The 16,001-nt window shown below is 70.1% G+C and carries 10 protein-coding genes; 3 read left to right on the top strand and 7 right to left on the bottom strand.

From position 1 onward, the window contains the following. Nucleotides 1–36: 36 nt before the first annotated feature. Nucleotides 37–498, bottom strand: a complete 462-nt coding sequence (nrdR, locus tag ACTOQ2_RS22700) for a transcriptional regulator NrdR (RefSeq protein WP_362682135.1) — start codon at nt 496–498, stop codon at nt 37–39. 452 nt (nt 499–950) lie between these two features. Beyond that, nucleotides 951–1,217, bottom strand: coding sequence for a LysM peptidoglycan-binding domain-containing protein (locus ACTOQ2_RS22695; RefSeq protein WP_440085180.1), 267 nt, complete (start codon nt 1,215–1,217; stop codon nt 951–953). Between the two features lie 664 nt (nt 1,218–1,881). Here ACTOQ2_RS22695 and lexA point away from each other — a divergent pair. Continuing rightward, a complete protein-coding gene (gene lexA, locus ACTOQ2_RS22690; RefSeq protein WP_440101947.1) occupies nt 1,882–2,592 on the top strand; it encodes a transcriptional repressor LexA in 711 nt (236 codons plus the stop codon). A 221-nt stretch (nt 2,593–2,813) separates the two neighbouring features. Here the strand turns inward: lexA and leuS are convergent, their stop codons facing one another. Then, the gene (gene leuS / locus ACTOQ2_RS22685; protein WP_440102087.1) at nt 2,814–5,282 is read right to left on the bottom strand and encodes a leucine--tRNA ligase; all 2,469 of its coding nucleotides are present in this window, start codon (nt 5,280–5,282) and stop codon (nt 2,814–2,816) included. A 550-nt stretch (nt 5,283–5,832) separates the two neighbouring features. Here leuS and ACTOQ2_RS22680 point away from each other — a divergent pair. Next, nucleotides 5,833–8,202 (top strand): hypothetical protein, encoded by a 2,370-nt coding sequence (locus tag ACTOQ2_RS22680; RefSeq protein ID WP_440101945.1) that lies wholly within the window; start codon nt 5,833–5,835, stop codon nt 8,200–8,202. Nucleotides 8,203–8,237: 35 nt separating this feature from the next. Here ACTOQ2_RS22680 and ACTOQ2_RS22675 read toward each other — a convergent pair whose 3' ends face one another. The 3 genes from ACTOQ2_RS22675 to ACTOQ2_RS22665 all read right to left on the bottom strand — a co-directional run bounded on the left by ACTOQ2_RS22675 (nt 8,238) and on the right by ACTOQ2_RS22665 (nt 12,804). Beyond that, nucleotides 8,238–9,512, bottom strand: coding sequence for a cytochrome P450 (locus ACTOQ2_RS22675; protein WP_440101943.1), 1,275 nt, complete (start codon nt 9,510–9,512; stop codon nt 8,238–8,240). 144 nt (nt 9,513–9,656) lie between these two features. Next, entirely contained in the window at nt 9,657–10,922 is a 1,266-nt protein-coding gene (locus ACTOQ2_RS22670; RefSeq protein WP_440101941.1) for a cytochrome P450, read from the bottom strand. A 301-nt stretch (nt 10,923–11,223) separates the two neighbouring features. Further along, nucleotides 11,224–12,804 (bottom strand): GMC family oxidoreductase, encoded by a 1,581-nt coding sequence (locus tag ACTOQ2_RS22665; RefSeq protein ID WP_440102085.1) that lies wholly within the window; start codon nt 12,802–12,804, stop codon nt 11,224–11,226. A 170-nt stretch (nt 12,805–12,974) separates the two neighbouring features. On the opposite strand from ACTOQ2_RS22665, the gene ACTOQ2_RS22660 reads away from it, so the two are divergent. Next, nucleotides 12,975–14,507 carry a long-chain-fatty-acid--CoA ligase gene (locus tag ACTOQ2_RS22660; protein ID WP_440101939.1) on the top strand — a complete coding sequence of 511 codons (1,533 nt, stop codon included), beginning with the start codon at nt 12,975–12,977 and terminating at the stop codon, nt 14,505–14,507. Between the two features lie 222 nt (nt 14,508–14,729). On the opposite strand, the gene ACTOQ2_RS22655 is transcribed toward ACTOQ2_RS22660, so the two are convergent. After that, nucleotides 14,730–15,989 (bottom strand): class I SAM-dependent methyltransferase, encoded by a 1,260-nt coding sequence (locus tag ACTOQ2_RS22655; RefSeq protein WP_440101937.1) that lies wholly within the window; start codon nt 15,987–15,989, stop codon nt 14,730–14,732. Nucleotides 15,990–16,001 lie beyond the last annotated feature (12 nt).

The following is a 16,001-nucleotide window of genomic DNA, read 5'->3' as shown; positions in this document are numbered from 1 at the left end:
AACGCGCCGCCTCACCCCCGGCGCCCGGGGTCTGCATCAGTCCTGCTCGGTGGAGCGCTCCGCCCGGAGCCGCTCGATCTCCGCCTCGAAGTCGGCCAGGGTCTCGAACCCCCGGTAGACGGAGGCGAACCGCAGGTAAGCCACCTCGTCCAGCTCGCGGAGCGGGCCCAGGATGGCCAGCCCGACCTCGTGGGCCGCGATCTCGGCGCACCCGGTGGCCCGGATGCTCTCCTCGACCCGCTGGCCCAGCTGCGCCAGGGAGTCCTCGCTGACGGACCGCCCCTGGCAGGCCCGCCGGACCCCGGCGATCACCTTGTCCCTGAAGAACGGCTCCGTCACACCGCTGCGCTTGCTCACCATGAGCAGGACGGTCTCCTGCGTGGTGAACCTGCGCCCGCATTCGGAGCATGTGCGCCTGCGGCGGATGGCCCCACCGTCCTCGGTGGCCCGGCTGTCGATGACTCGCGTGTCGAGATGGCGACAGAACGGACAATGCACGCGTGTCGCCTCCTTGACTACCGAAGCGGCCGACCCACTTCACCTACCCACCACGCGCACGCCCAGACGCTCGCGCACACACCTTCGAATAGTCGAGGCGCGGTAATGGAAACACAATCTGTGGTGAAGGGTTGCGATGCAGCCACTAGATGTTGTGGTCCAACCGTAGAAGTGCGCGACCATGAACGCAAGTTGAAACGACCTTGCCGGACGAAGTCGCTGATCAGCCGTCACATTCCGGCGTGTCGCCACCCGGGCGAGACCCCTCTCGTCCCGGGCACCCCTTCCCTCACACACGCCCCGGGCGATCTGTCAGGCGAGACGCCCCGCACTCCCTCTCCCCGCCCGCCGACCGCCCTCTCGGACCCCTCCCCCACGTACGCCGCCACCCCTCCCCCACCTCGGGAGTCCCGCCTCGAGTGCCCGCCTCGGGGGACAGGCCCTCCCGGGTCTCAGCGGACGAGGCCCTCGGGGAGATAGAGCCGGGTCCCGGGCCGGACCGTCGAGCCGGACAGCCCGTTGAGGTCCATGACACGGCGGACCATGGGGCCGGCGTCGGCCTCCTCCGTCAACGCGTCCGCGATCTCCCACAGCGTGTCGCCCGCGTGCACCGTGATCCGGGGAAGGCCCTCGAGGTCCGGCCGCCCGCCCGCCGAGGCCATGTCGATGCGCCCGCCGATCCAGAGCACCCCCAGGGTGAGGAGCGCGAGCACCGTCACCGCCACAATCCTTCCACGCCTGGTGAGCCGGAGTGGCCGTCGGACGGGCGCCGGACGGGCGACGCCGGAACGGCGGGCCCGCACCACGGGCGCCACCGCCGATCCCGGCGCCCTCCTCGGCCCGGATCCGCCCCCGAGCCCTCGCTCCGGCTCACGGCCAGGCCTCCGGCCCGGCTCGCGACCGGGTCGCCGTCTCCGCTCACGCCCGGACGGCCGCCCGGACTCCGGGCCGGACCCCTGCCCGGATTCGCGCCCGGACGCCCGCTCGGACACCCACTCGGACCCCTGCCTGGACTCCCGCCCGGATCCCGTCTCGGACCTTCGCTCGGCCTCCGGCTCCAGCTCCGGCCGCGGGGGCGGCACGAGCCGCAGGCGCGGCGCCTCCGGTGATCGCCGCGCCGCCCGGGATGCCGTCGCGGTCCTGGATCGCGGTGTCGTCGTGGTCGGTTTCATGGTGACCCCCATCCCCTCGACCTGGCCGAACATATGTCGAAGAAAGATCGGCGAATCGAACACGATGTCGATCGAACTCCCGTACGATGTTGTACACCACGGCGTCGCCGATTTCGAGGACATTCGAACAATTGTTTGAATATGATCTTCGGCCGAGGTATGGTCGCTGTGTGCGACGCGTTAAATACAGACCGGGAGGCGAGGAGTTCGTATGAGCCAGCACAAAGAGAACGGTTCGGCCGCCAGCGACCTGGCAGTGCGAAGGCGTGACTCCCTTGGCCTCACCCCCAGGCAGCGGAAGATCCTTGAGGTGATCCGCGATTCCGTGCAGCAGCGCGGCTACCCGCCGTCCATGCGGGAGATCGGTGAGGCGGTGCAGCTCACCAGCACCTCCAGCGTGTCGCACCAGCTGACGGCTTTGCAGCGCAAGGGCTACCTGCGGCGTGATCCGCACCGCCCCCGCGCCCTGGAGGTCCGCCTTCCCGGCGAGCCCGTGCTGTGGGTGGACCCCGACTCCGGCGAGGACGAGGCCCCGGTCAGCCGCCCGACCGCCGCCTACGTCCCCCTGGTGGGCCGGATCGCCGCCGGTGGTCCCATCCTCGCCGAGGAGAGCATCGAGGACGTCTTCGCCCTGCCCAAGCAGCTTGTCGGCGAGGGCACCCTCTTCCTCCTCCAGGTGACCGGTGACTCGATGATCGAGGCCGCCATCGCCAACGGTGACTGGGTGGTCGTACGCCAGCAGCCGGTCGCCGACAACGGCGACGTGGTCGCGGCGATGATCGACGGCGAGGCCACGGTCAAGACCTTCAAGCGCAGAGACGGCCATGTCTGGCTGGTCCCGCACAACCCCAACTACGACCCGATCCCGGGTGACGAGGCCACCGTGCTCGGCAAGGTCGTGGCGGTCCTCCGCAAGCTCTGACGCGACCGCGAGCTCTGACGCGAGCGTCCCGGGGCGAGCTCCGGACCGTTCTTCTCCGCGCCTGCTGAGCGAGCTTCGAAACACGTCGTTCCGACGCGAGTTCCACACCACGCGCCTCCGGCCTCCGCGCGACACGCCGGAGGGCGCGCGACACGCCGGAGGGGTGGTGTCCCGATGTCGGGACACCACCCCTCCGGCGTTCTCAGAGCTTCCCCGGCCGTCTAGGGAACGATGTTGACCAGCTTGGGCGCGCGGACGATCACCTTTCGCGGCGCTCCGGGCAGGAAGGACCGGACCTTCTCCGACGCCAGGGCCAGCGCCTCCAGGTCCGCCTCGGAGATCTCCGGGGAGACCTCCAGCCGGTCGCGCACCTTGCCCGCGACCTGGACGACGCAGGTGACCGACTCCTGGACCAGCAGTGCCGGGTCGGCGACCGGCCAGCCAGCGGTGGCGACCGAGGCGGAGTGTCCCAGCCGCTCCCAGCCCTCCTCCGCCGCGTACGGCGCGACCAGGGACAGCATGACCGCCAGGGTCTCGGCGGCCTCCCTGACCGCAGGGTCGGCGGCGCCGGGCCCGGAGTCGATGGCCTTGCGGGCCGCGCTCGTCAGCTCCATCATGCGGGCCACCGCGACGTTGAAGCGGTGGGAGTCGACCAGCTTGGTGACCTCGTCGATGGTGTGGTGGACGACCTTGCGCAGGTTCAGGTCTCCGGCGGTGACGTCCACCCCGGGCGCCGAGGCCGCGCCGGCCTCGGCCATCACCCGGAACGCGCGGGCCAGGAACTTCTGCGACGCCGCCGGGGAGACGTCGGCCCAGTCGATGTCCTCCTCGGGCGGTCCGGCGAAGACGACGGTCAGCCTGACCGCGTCGACACCGTAGGCGTCGATCTGCTGGCCCAGGTCGACGCCGTTGCCCAGCGACTTGGACATCGCCTTGCCCTGGTTGATGACCTGCCCCTGGTTCAGCAGGCGGGTGAAGGGCTCGACAAAGTCGATCATCCCCATGTCGTGCAGGACCTTGGTGAAGAACCTGGCGTACAGCAGGTGCAGCACGGCGTGCTCGACGCCGCCGATGTACTGGTCGATCGGCCCCCACCTGCGGACGCGCTCGACGTCGAACGGGCCGTCCTCGTACGCCGGGTCGACGTAGCGCAGGAAGTACCACGAGGAGTCGACGAAGGTGTCCATCGTGTCGGTGTCGCGCTTGGCCGGGCCGCCGCACTTGGGACAGGAGACGTTCACCCAGTCCTCGGCCGAGGCCAGCGGCGAGACGCCCTTGGGTGCCAGGGCCTCGCCGCGCATGTCGGGCAGGGTGACGGGCAACTGGTCGTCGGGGACGGGGACCTCGCCGCAGTCGGCGCAGTGGATGATCGGGATCGGGCAGCCCCAGAAGCGCTGGCGGGACAGCAGCCAGTCGCGCAGCCGGAAGTTGACCGTGAACCGTCCGGTGCCCCGCTCGCTCAGCACCTCAATGATCTTCCGGATCGCCTCGGTCTTGGCCAGGCCGTCCAGCGGGCCGGAGTTGACCATCGCGCCGTCACCGGAGGTGGCGACGCCGGTCTCGCCCGGATCGGCCAGGCCGGTGTGCACGACCACCCGTACCGGCAGGTCGAAGGCGCGGGCGAAGTCCAGGTCGCGCTGGTCGTGCGCGGGCACGGCCATGATGGCGCCGTGGCCGTAGTCGGACAGCACGTAGTCGGCCGCCCAGACCGGCATGCGCTCGCCGTTGACCGGGTTGATGGCGTACCGGCCCAGGAAGACGCCGGTCTTCTCCTTCTCCGTGGACAGCCGGTCGATGTCGGACAGCTTGGAGACCTCGACCCGGTAGGCCTCGAACGCCTCGCGCCGGTCGTCGGTGACGATCTCCTCGGCCAGCGGCGCGTCCGGGGCGACCACGAAGAAGGTGGCGCCGTACAGGGTGTCGGGACGGGTGGTGTAGACGGTGACCGGCTCGTCGCGGCCCTCGATCACGAAGTTGACGTCGGCGCCCTCGGACCGGCCGATCCAGTTGCGCTGCATGGTCAGCACCCGCTCGGACCAGCCGCCCTCCAGCAGGGCCATGTCGTCCAGCAGCCGGTCGGCGTAATCAGTGATCTTGAAATACCACTGGGTCAGCTCGCGGCGGACGACCTCGGCGCCGCAGCGCTCGCACTTGCCGTCCTTGACCTGCTCGTTGGCCAGCACGGTCTGGTCGTTCGGGCACCAGTTGACCAGGCCGCCCTTGCGGTAGGCCAGGCCGCGCTCGAAGAAGCGGTTGAACAGCCACTGAGTCCACTTGTAGTACGAGGTGTCGCTGGTGTGCAGGCGGCGGGACCAGTCGAAGGAGATCGCGTAGCGCCGGTAGGAGTTGGCCTGGGTCTCGATGTTGGCGTAGGTCCACTCCGCCGGGTGCGCGTCGTGCTTGATCGCGGCGTTCTCGGCGGGCAGGCCGAAGGAGTCCCAGCCGACGGGGTGCAGCACGTTGTAGCCGCGCTGGACCCAGTAGCGGGAGATGACGTCGCCCAGGGCGAACACCTCGGCGTGTCCCATGTGCAGGTCGCCCGAGGGGTAGGAGAACATGTCGAGCATGTAGCGCCGCTCACGCGGGTCGGCGGGGTCGTCGGAGGCCCGGAAGGGGTCCAGTTCCTCCCACCTGCGCTGCCACTTGACCTGCAGGGCCTGCGGGTCATAGTGCTGCTCGTCGCTCTGCATGTCGGCTCGCTCGCTCACGTCGGTTTCCTCGGGGTGTGTCTGCGTGGATGGTCTGACCCGTCCGGCCCAATGCAAAAACCCCCCGCTCACGCGGAGGGCAGCCGCATCGGCAGGGCACTCAGGGACGGGAAAGCCGATGCGGCCCGATAAGCAGGGTCGCGGCACGCATAGACCAAGACTATCGCAGCCCGCAAGGCGTATTCATGGCCAGGGAAAACAGGGCCGATCGCGGCAAGCGGGGGACAGGATCCGGCCAGGTCGGCAGAATGGGGTTCCCGTACTCGCGGGTCAACGAGACCCGATGGCTATGCGCCTGTTGTGACCTCGTATGTCTCTCACGTTTACTCTTCTAACCGTGGCACATTCAGCAGAGCCGGGGCAGGGCCCGGATCCGATGGAGGTCGGCCTGCCGATGCAGGATCCACCGACCGACCCCACCGGACTCCAGTTCAGGGGGGCGTTCTCCGGTTTCCCTGCGAGCCCCCCCGTCTCACGTGAGACCATGCCCAATACGCCTAATTCGGGCACCCGCGCGGGAGGTAAGGAAAGCATGGCCTCGGAGCAGTCCAGCCAGTCCCACCTGCCTTCGGCATGGCCGGAGGCTGCCGAGCCGTCGCCCCCGTGGACGAACGACCCCCTCGGTACCGGCCCTCGGCTCCCTCGCCCGCAGGACGAGTCACAGGGCGGCAACGGCTCCTCGTGGCAGACCTCACCCGGCGGCGAGGGGCAGCGTCCCGCCGCCTCCCCGGCGGATTCTCCCGGCGGCCGGCCTCAGAGCCCCCCGCCCCACGACGACGGCCGCACACAGCGCCCGCAGGCCGACGGCTGGGCACAGGCGACCAGCCCCCAGGACAACGGCTGGGCACAGGCGTCGAACCCCCGGAGCGACAGCTGGTCGGAGGCTTTCAGCCCGCGCAACGACGGCTGGGCGCAGGCGACCGCCCCCCAGGGTGACGGCTGGTCTCAGGCCTCCGGTCCGCAGGGATCAGGCACGCAGGGATCAAACGCTCAAGGTGACGGCTGGGCGCAGGCCTCCGGCCCGCAGGGCGCCGACGGCTCGCACCAGACCTCCCCCGGCAACGGATGGCCGCAATCCACCTCCGCGCAGGACGGCTGGGCGCAGGCCTCGGGTCCGCAGGCCGACGGCGACGGCCACCCGTCCTCCCCGAACAACGGATGGCCGCAGTCCACGCCGCCACAGGACCGCAACGCCCAGCCCACCTCCGCCCTCCAGACCGGCTCTTCCAACGGCTGGGCGCAGGCCGGCGTACCGACCAACGACGGCCGTACGCAGAGCCCGCAGGCCGACGGCTGGGCACAGGCGACCAGCCCGCAGAACAACGGCTGGGCACAGGCGACCAGCCCGCAGGGGGACGGCTGGGCACAGGCGACCAGCCCGCAGGGGGACGCGCGCCGCCAGGGTTCCGGTGCACCGGCGGGCGAGACGTGGCAGGCCACCGCGCCAGGAACCGACGCCCCCGCCTGGCCTCCGGCACAGCCGACGGAGAACGGTGGGTGGCCGTCCTCACCTGCGCCGGCGGAGAACGCCCCCTGGCCACCCGCGGCCCCGGCGGGCGGTGGCGCGTGGCCTCCGGTCCCCTCCTCGGGGAACGCGGGTCCCGCCGAGGCGCAGACCTCGGCGTTCCCCGTCTCCTGGGCGGGCACCGACGCTCCGGCCGTTCCGTTCGGGAACGGCCATCCCGGCACCGCTCAGGGAAACGCCCAGGGCGGCCCTTCCGGCGTCGCCCCCGGTGGTCCCCCCTTTGGGGGCGCCTCACCTGAGGCCGGCGCCCCGAACGGCGCCCCGAACGGCGACGGCACCGGGAACGCGCGGCGCAGCTACGGCGTGCCGGACACCCCCGCCATGTGGGCCCAGGCCGCGAACGCGGCGGCCTCCGGCGCACCCGCCCCCCAGGCCCCCGTTCACCCCGGAGCCGGCCCCGGGCCGTCCCAGCCCCAGCCCGGCCACCCGGGCCAGCCGGGCCAGCCCGGACATGGCGGTCACCCCGGCCAGCCTGGGCATCCGGGCCAGCCCGGCCATCACCTGAGCCGCGACCCCTCCGACCCGAACAAGCCGTTCGTCACCGCGGGCCAGATCAGCGGCCCGAAGACACCTCCGCCCGAGCGCCAACAGGAGCTGTGGAACACGGTCTTCGGCGACAACTACCAGGCCATCGAGGACGAGGACGAGCTCGGGGAGCGGGGACGGCCAGTCTGGATCTTCGCGCTGGCCGGGTCCGTGGTCATCGCGCTGCTCGGCGCGGTGCTCTGGGCGTTCCTGGCCGGGCCGCTGGCCGGCGGCGAGGAGATCCCCTCCGACCCCAAGCCCTCCGCGGCGGCCACCAAGAAACCGGCCAAGCCCGCCGCCATCGGCCGCCTGCCGCGCTTCACCGGTGAGGCGTCGCCGGTGGCGGGCACGCTCACCGACCAGCAGGCGGGGATCACCCTGCCGCAGCTCGGCGCCCCCTGGCGGCAGGACCAGCGTCCCGGCATGCCCGCCTCCTACGGCTTCACGACCCGCCAGTATCTCCCGGCGGGTACGGACTCCACGGGCAAGACCCAGTTCGCGCAGCTGATGTCGGGCCCGCTCTCCCCGCGCCTGAAGAGCAAGTACACCTCACCGGAGAACCTCGCACCGGTGATCAACGCGGTGGCCTCCAGCGGGCGCAACAAGTTCTTCCCCGAGGGCAACACCGCCCGCAAGACCGCCCAGCAGACCCTGTCGGTGAACGGCCTGCCCGGCCAGCTCGCGGCGTACGAGATCACCTCGGGCGACTCGAAGACGACCATGGTCGTGGCGGCGGTGAGCACCGGCGCCGACCTGCCCTCGATCGTCTACATGTCGGTGCCGGACAGCAGGAAGGAATTGCTCCCCGACATCAACACCGTCTTCAAGTCGATCCGCACGGCGGGGCAGTGACCACCCCGTAGGAGTTCCCGAAAGCCGCGAACGGCTTAGAAGGTGCACTCCATCCGCTTGATCCCGTTGATGAAGCTGGAGTGGAGCCGTTCGGGAGCGCCTCCCTCGATCCGCGGGACGCGACGGAGCAACTCGCGGAACATGACGGTGATCTCTCGGCGGGCGAGGTGGGCGCCCAGGCAGAAGTGCGGTCCCGGGCCGCCGAAGCCGATATGGGGGTTGGGACTGCGGGTGATGTCGAAGCGGAGCGGGTCGGCGAAGACGCTCTCGTCGCGGTTGGCGGCCCAGTAGTAGAACACGACCTTCTCCCCCGCGCGGTAGAGGTGGCCGTTCATCTCGTGGTCGCGGGTGACCTTTCTGCGCATGTAGTTGACCGGTGAGGCGAGGCGGACGATCTCCTCGACGGCACCGGGCAGGCGCCCGTCGAGGTCCTGCAGCAGCAGCTCCCGCTGGCCGGGATGCTCGGTGAACAGGCGCAGGCCGTGGGAGATGGCGTTGCGGGTGGTCTCGTTGCCCGCCACCACCAGCAGGATGAAGAACGAGCCGAGCTCCTGCATCGTCAGCTTCTCACCGTCGATGTTGGCGTTGACCAGCGACGAGGTGAGGTCGGCCGTGGGATGTTCCGCCCGGTGCGCGGCGAGGTCCTGGACGAGCTGCTGGAGCTCCATCCCTGCGGTCAGCAGCCTCTCCGCGACGGTGTTCATGTCGAGGCCGACGTACTCGGGGTCGAACCCTCCGAGGATGATGTTGGATCTGTCGAAGACAGCGCGGTAGTCCGTCTCCGGTATCCCCATCATGTCGCAGATGATCTTCAGGGGCAGCTTGGCGGCCACCTCGGTCACGAAGTCACAGCCGGGCCCCTTCGCGATCAGATCGTCCACGATCCGCACGGCCGCGGCGTCGACGTCGGCCTCGAACTGCTTGATCATCTTCGGGGTGAACGCCCGGGACACGATCCTGCGCAGCCGCGCGTGCCGGGGATCGTCCATATTGATCATCGAACCGAAGTACTCGGCGAACTCGGCGGGCATGTCGAGGATGTTGGTGGCCCCGCCGTCTCCCGAGCAGAACACCTCGGGAGTGCGGCTGGCCTCCAGGATGTCGGCGTGCTTGACCAGCGCGTGGTAGCCGGGCCCTCGCGGGATCAGCGGGTTCTCCATCTCCTGGTAGAAAACGGGACGCTCCAGCTCCCTCAGGAGCCGGAAGGCGTGCTCCCGCTCCGGCATGGGCCTGGACCAGAAGTCGTGGTCCGACAGATCGAAGTCGCCGGCGGAGACGATCGGCTTCCGCTCGGCTGGCGTCACGCTCATGGCGCCCATCCTTTGGGAAAGCAAACGCTTGCGTCAATGCGAGCCCCTCGGCGACTCCCGGAATTCGGGGAAGCAAACGCTCGCGTCAACGCGATGTCCCCGGGCGGCGCACGGAAGTCGCGGTCGAGATGCTCGACGCCGTCCTCAGAAGTCGCAGTCAAGGTGCTTGATGCCGTTGATGAAGCTGGAACGCAGACGGTCGGGCTCCCCCACGGAACGGATTCCGGGCAGGCGGGTGAACAACTCGCGGAACATCACGGTGATCTCTCGGCGGGCGAGGTGGGCGCCCAGGCAGAAGTGCGGCCCCGGGCCACCGAAGCCGACGTGCGGCCCCTCGGTACGCCGGATGTCGAAGCGGTACGGGTCGGTGAAGACGCTCTCGTCGCGGTTGGCGGCCCAGTAGTACAGCAGGACCTTCTCCCCCGCGCGGTAGAGGTGGCCGTTCATCTCGTGGTCGCGGGTGAGGCTGCGGCGCATCCAGGCGACGGGCGAGGCGAGGCGGACGATCTCCTCGACGGCACCGGGCAGGCGCCCGTCGAGGTCCTGCAGCAGCAGCTCCCGCTGGCCGGGATGCTCGGTGAACAGGCGCAGGCCGTGGGAGATGGCGTTGCGGGTGGTCTCGTTGCCCGCCACCACCAGCAGGATGAAGAACGAGCCGAGCTCCTGCATCGTCAGCTTCTCACCGTCGATGTTGGCGCTGGTCAGGGCGGTGATGAGGTTGTCTCCCTCCTCGGCGGCCAGGGAGATGACGAGGCTCTGAAGTCCCTGCCCCGCGCCGAGGAGCAACTCGGCCGCACGGCTGACGTCGGCGATGAACTCGGGATCGCCGCCCGACAAGATGATGCTCGTAGCGTCGAAGACCGCCTGGTAGTGCTCGGGACCGATGCCCATCATGTCGCAGATGATCTTCAGGGGCAGCTTGGCGGCCACCTCGGTCACGAAGTCACAGCCGGGCCCCTTCGCGATCAGATCGTCCACGATCCGCACGGCCGCGGCGTCGACGTCGGCCTCGAACTGCTTGATCATCTTCGGGGTGAACGCCCGGGACACGATCCTGCGCAGCCGCGCGTGCCGGGGATCGTCCATATTGATCATCGAACCGAAGTACTCGCCGAACTCGGGGCCGAGGTCCTGGATGGACGTCGCCCCCCGGCCCGAGGAGAAGACGTCGGGGTGGCGGCTGGCCTCGATGAGGTCCGCGTGCCGCACCAGGGCGTAGTAGCCGGGGCCGGGCGGGGCGAAGGGGATCTCGGGCTCGGCGAACAGGATGGGGCCCGGCTGCGCGCGGAGCACCGCGAAGGCGGCCTCCCGCTCGGCCATCGGCCGCTCCCAGAAGGAGATGTCCGACAGATCGATGTCCGCGAGTGAAACCGTCACGCCAGCCTCCACTAGAACCGCATTCTGTTTCATGGATCCTGCCACAGGACCCTCGGCTCAACCAGCTCGGAACGAGATCGTCGACCTTCCCGGAGCGCTCCCGATGCGGGAGGCGCCCGGCCTGGGAACATGCTCCTCCCTGAAACCCCGCGAAAGGAAGACCACGACCTGGCCGAGCTGATCCGTCCACGCGGCCCCTCGGCGGTCACATGGCCTTGGCGGCCACGGCGGTCTCCCGACCTCGCGATCACGCGATCACGCGATCACGCGATCACGCGATCACGCGATCACGCGATCCGATGGCCCGATGGCCCGGTGGCCGACGGCCCGGCCGTCAGCGGCCTGCGGCGATGAGGTCGGCGGCCCTTTCGGCGATCATGACGGTGGGCGCGTGGGTGTGTCCCCGGGTGATGAGCGGCATGACCGAGGCGTCGGCCACCCGCAGGCCGGCGATCCCCCGGACCCGCAGTGCGGGGTCCACCACCGACCCGGGATCGTCGCCCATCCGGCAGGTGCCGACCGGATGGTAGAGGGTCTCGCTGCGCTCGCGGATCCAGCGGACGAGCTCCTCCTCGGTCCTCGGGTCCCAGTACGGGTCCATCGGCGGCCCCGCGAGCGGCCGGAGCGCCTCGGTGGTGAACAGCTCCCTCGCCTTCCGCAGCCCGGCGACCTGCCGCCGGACGTCGGCCTCCGCCGTCAGGTAGCCGGGGTCGATCACGACGTCCCGGCCGTCCAGCGAGAGGCGGCCGCGGCTCTCCGGCCGGAGCAGGATCGAGGCGATGGTCAGGCCGTGGCCGGGCGGCGGGGTGAGGCCATGGTTGACGAAGGAGCCGGGAGCGAAGATCAGCTCGATGTCGGGGGCGGGCTCCTCCTCTGAGGTGCGGATGAACGCCACGGCCTCGCCGATGTTGGAGGTGAGCATGCCCCGGCCGCCGGCCAGGAAGCGGAGCAGGTTGGCGGTCGACTCGGCGCCGGCGAGGGTGATCGGCTTGAGGCAGTGCAGGAAGACGCCCGACGCGAGGTGGTCCTGGAGGTTGGCGCCGACCCCGGGCAGCTCGTGGACCGGCTCGACACCCGCGGACCGCAGCTCGTCCGCCGGGCCGACCCCCGACAGCATCAGCAGGTGCGGTGAGCCGATCGCCCCGGCCGACAGGATGACTTCCCCGCGCGCCCGCGCCACCACAGTGCCGTCACCGCCGCCGACGTCGCCGTCGCCGCCGTCGCCGCCGTACTCCACCCCGGTCGCGCGCCCGTCCTCGACGAGCACCCGGCGTACGCGCGAGGAGGTGAGCACGGTGAGGTTGGGCCGCCTGGCCGCGGGTGCGAGGTAGGCGTCCGCGGAGCTCCAGCGACGGCCCCTGCGCTGGGTGACGGGTGTCGGCGAGCAGCCCTCGTTGGAGGGGCCGTTCAGCTCCTCCAGGCGGGCGATGCCCAGCTCCTCGCAGGCCCGCAGGAAGAGCGCGGTGGCGGGGTTCGGGGAGCGCAGCTCCGAGATGTGGATCGGGCCCTCCGTGCCGTACACGCCGCCGCGGTTGGAGCCGGCGCGGCGCTCGACCCTGCGGAAGTACGGGAGGACCTCCTCGTAGGACCAGCCCGGCACGTTCCATCCGTCGTAGTCGGCGCGGTGCCCGCGCACCCACATCTGGGCGTTCATCGAGGAGGACCCGCCGAGCATCCGGCCGCGCGGCCAGTAGAGCTCCCTGCCGGACAGCTCGGGCTGCTTGGCGGTGGTGAAGTCCCAGTCGCGCTCGGTCTTGAACAGCTTGGAGAAGCCGGCCGGCATCCGGACCTCCAGCTTCCGGTCGGAACCGCCCGCCTCGATGAGGGCGACCCTCGTGCCGGGGTCGGCGGAAAGACGGTTGGCCAGCACGCATCCCGCTGACCCCGCGCCCACGATGACGTAGTCGTACTCCACGCTCACTGACCTTTCATCGCACAGTCGGCCAGCTCGCCTCCCCGTAAGCGCGCTCTTATCTGCTTACTCCCCCACGGTTTGCCCGTCAATTTGTCATCGTGTTACCTACCGGTCGGTATCTCGGGCTGCCAGTATGAGCGGGTCAGAGCTTGCTCGGAGGAGGACGTACGATGCTCAACCTGTCGATCGCACTGGAGGACAGCGCCAGGGAGGCCCCCGACCGCACCGCACTGGTCTTCGGTGACCTGCGGCTGCCGTACTCCCTGGTCAACACCGTCGCGAACCAGGTTGCCAACCTGCTGGTCTCCCGCGGGATCGGCAAGGGCGACAAGGTGGCGCTGGCCTGCCCCAACCTGCCCTACTTCCCGTTCGTCTACTACGGGATCCTCAAGGCCGGCGCCACGGTCGTGCCGCTCAACGTGTTGCTGCAGTCCAGGGAGATCACCTACCACCTGGAGGACTCCCAGGCCAAGGCGTTGTTCTGCTTCGAGGGCACTGCCGAGCTGCCACTGGGCGAGCGGGGCAGGGCCGGCTTCGAGGGGTCCTCCGCCGAACACTTCTTCGTGCTGCCCGCCACCGCGTTCGCCACCGAGTCCGAGTACGGGGAGACGCTGTGGGCGGCGCTGGACGGCGTGTCCGGCGAGTTCGAGACCGTGCAGACCTCGCCCGACGACACCGCGGTGATCCTCTACACCAGCGGCACCACGGGCCAGCCCAAGGGTGCCGAGCTCAGCCACCAGAACATGCTGCTCAACGCCATGGTCTCCGACGAGATGTTCCCCCGCACCGAGGGCGGCGACGCCTACCTGGCGGTGCTGCCGCTGTTCCACTCCTTCGGCCAGACCGTCGTCATGAACGCCGGGTTCCGGCGCCGGGCGACCGTCGTGCTCCTGCCGCGCTTCGAGCCGGGCCCGGCCCTGGAGCTGATGCGCGCCGAGAACATCACGCTGTTCGCGGGCGTGCCGACCATGTACTGGGCCATGCTGACGAAGATCCACGCCGACGGCGACGAGGTGCCCACCTCTCTCAGGATCGCGGCCGCCGGGGGCGCCTCCTCCCCCGTCGAGGTGCTCAAGGACTTCGAGAAGACCTTCGGGATCGGCATCCTGGAGGGGTACGGCCTGTCGGAGACCTCCCCGGTGGCCAGCTTCAACCAGCTCGGCAGGCCCACCAAGCCCGGCACGATCGGCACGCCGATCTGGGGCGTGGAGATGAAGCTGATCGACAACGACTGGAAGACGATCGAGGGCGAGGGTCCCGGCGAGATCGCGATCCGCGGGCACAACGTGATGAAGGGCTATTACAACCGGCCCGAGGCGACCGCCGAGGTCATGCGGAACGGCTGGTTCCGCACCGGCGACATCGCCACCCGCGACGCCGACGGCTACTACTCCATCATCGACCGGGCCAAGGACATGATCATCCGGGGTGGCTTCAACGTCTACCCGCGCGAGCTCGAGGAGGTTTTGATCACCCACCCCGAGGTCTCCCTCGCGGCGGTGGTCGGGGTCGCCCACGACTCGCACGGCGAGGAGGTCAAGGCGTACGTCATCCGCACCCCCGGCGCGACGGTCACCGAGGACGAGCTGATCGCCTGGGGCAGGGAGAACATGGCGGGGTACAAGTATCCGCGGATCGTCGAGTTCCGCGACACGCTTCCGATGACCGCGACCGGGAAGATCCTCAAGCGCGAGCTCCGCTGAGGGGCCCGTATCCGCCCGGCCGATGAGGCCACGGCGGCGGGGCCGGGTTCCGGGCGGCGCGACACGCCGCGGGGAACCCGGCCCCGAGGTGTCCGCGGCAGGGGCCGCCGTACGGTCCGGGGGGAACGCGTTCGCGTGAGCGCCCGCGCGGATTCTCGTAGAGGAACATCCCGTACGAGCGTCTCCCGCGCGGGGGCTCCCCGCGTGCGCGTGTCCCGGGTGTCAGGGCCAGTCGAGCGAGGGGCGGAGCGGGAAACCGGCCGTGCCGTCGGCGTTGAGCTTCACCCCGAGGACCTGGTGGAGCTGGATCTTGTTACGTTCGAAGCCGACCACGCAGGCCGCCATGTAGAGGCGCCAGACCCGCGCCGTGCCCTCGCCGACCTCCTTGACCGCCTCGTCCCAGTGGGCGTCGAGGTTGGCGCACCAGAAGCGGAGGGTCTGCGCGTAGTGCTCGCGCAGGTTCTCCTCGTGGCGGATCTCGAATCCGGTGTCCTCGATCTGGCGGGCCAGGTAACCGACCGACTCCAGCTCCCCGTCGGGGAAGACGTAGCGGTTGATGAAGCCGCCGGCGTTGAGGGTCTTCTCCGTGCCCGTGGGGCGAGTGATGCAGTGGTTGAGCAGCCGCCCGCCGGGGACGAGCTTGTCGTACAGGAAGCGGAAGTAGAAGGGCAGCTGCTCCTTGCCGATGTGCTCGGTCAGGCCGATCGAGCTGACGGCGTCGAAGCCGGTCTCCGGCACGTCGCGGTAGTCCATGTGGCGGACCTCGGCGAGCTCGCCGAGACCGGCCTCCGCGATGGCCTTCTGCGCCCACTCGGCCTGCTGGCGCGAGAGGGTGACCCCCAGCGCCTTCACGCCGTACTCGCGGGCGGCGTGGATGACCATGCCGCCCCAGCCGCAGCCGACGTCCAGCAGCCTCATGCCGGGCTTGAGGTCCAGCTTGCGGGCGACGAGCTCGAACTTGGCGAGCTGCGCCTCCTCCAGCGTGGAGTCCTGCTCGGGGAAGACCGCGCAGGTGTAGGCCATGGAGGGGCCGAGCACCCACGAGTAGAACTTGTTGGAGACGTCGTAGTGGTGGTGGATGGCCTCGGCGTCGCGCTGCTTGGCGTGCCTGCTGCCCATCCGGGCGAGCATGCTGCGCCGCACCTCCTGCGGAGGCGGCGGCATCCGCGTCAGCAGCGGGCGTACCCCGAGGGCTCGGATGGCCGCGAGCTTCTGCCCGACCGGGATGTCGTTGACGGTGAGCGACCACATGCGCGACAGCAGGGTGTACATGTCCCCGTCGACGTCGAGGTGGCCGGACACGTACGCCCTGGCCAGACCCAGCTCTCCGGGGGCCTGCGCCAGGTACGCGACGGCCGCCGGGGTCTTCACCTCGACACTGATGTCGGCGCCGGCCGGTCCGGCCTTGCTTCCGTCGTAGGCGACGAAGCGCACGTCCGCCTCGGGCCCCATGACCTTCTCGAAGATCTCTGCGAGCAACACAGAATCAGCCTC

Source organism: Streptosporangium sp. H16 (assembly GCF_051918855.1).
Classification (GTDB): Bacteria; Actinomycetota; Actinomycetes; order Streptosporangiales; family Streptosporangiaceae; genus Streptosporangium.
This window is presented reverse-complemented; position numbering and strand designations above follow the sequence as displayed.

Coding starts and splice junctions, on each gene's coding strand:
- lexA (WP_440101947.1), top strand. CDS start 1,882: ATGAGCCAGCACAAAGAGAACGGTTCGGCCGCCAGCGACCTGGCAGTG.
- leuS (WP_440102087.1), bottom strand. CDS start 5,282: ATGCAGAGCGACGAGCAGCACTATGACCCGCAGGCCCTGCAGGTCAAG.
- ACTOQ2_RS22680 (WP_440101945.1), top strand. CDS start 5,833: ATGGCCTCGGAGCAGTCCAGCCAGTCCCACCTGCCTTCGGCATGGCCG.
- ACTOQ2_RS22675 (WP_440101943.1), bottom strand. CDS start 9,512: ATGAGCGTGACGCCAGCCGAGCGGAAGCCGATCGTCTCCGCCGGCGAC.
- ACTOQ2_RS22670 (WP_440101941.1), bottom strand. CDS start 10,922: ATGAAACAGAATGCGGTTCTAGTGGAGGCTGGCGTGACGGTTTCACTC.
- ACTOQ2_RS22660 (WP_440101939.1), top strand. CDS start 12,975: ATGCTCAACCTGTCGATCGCACTGGAGGACAGCGCCAGGGAGGCCCCC.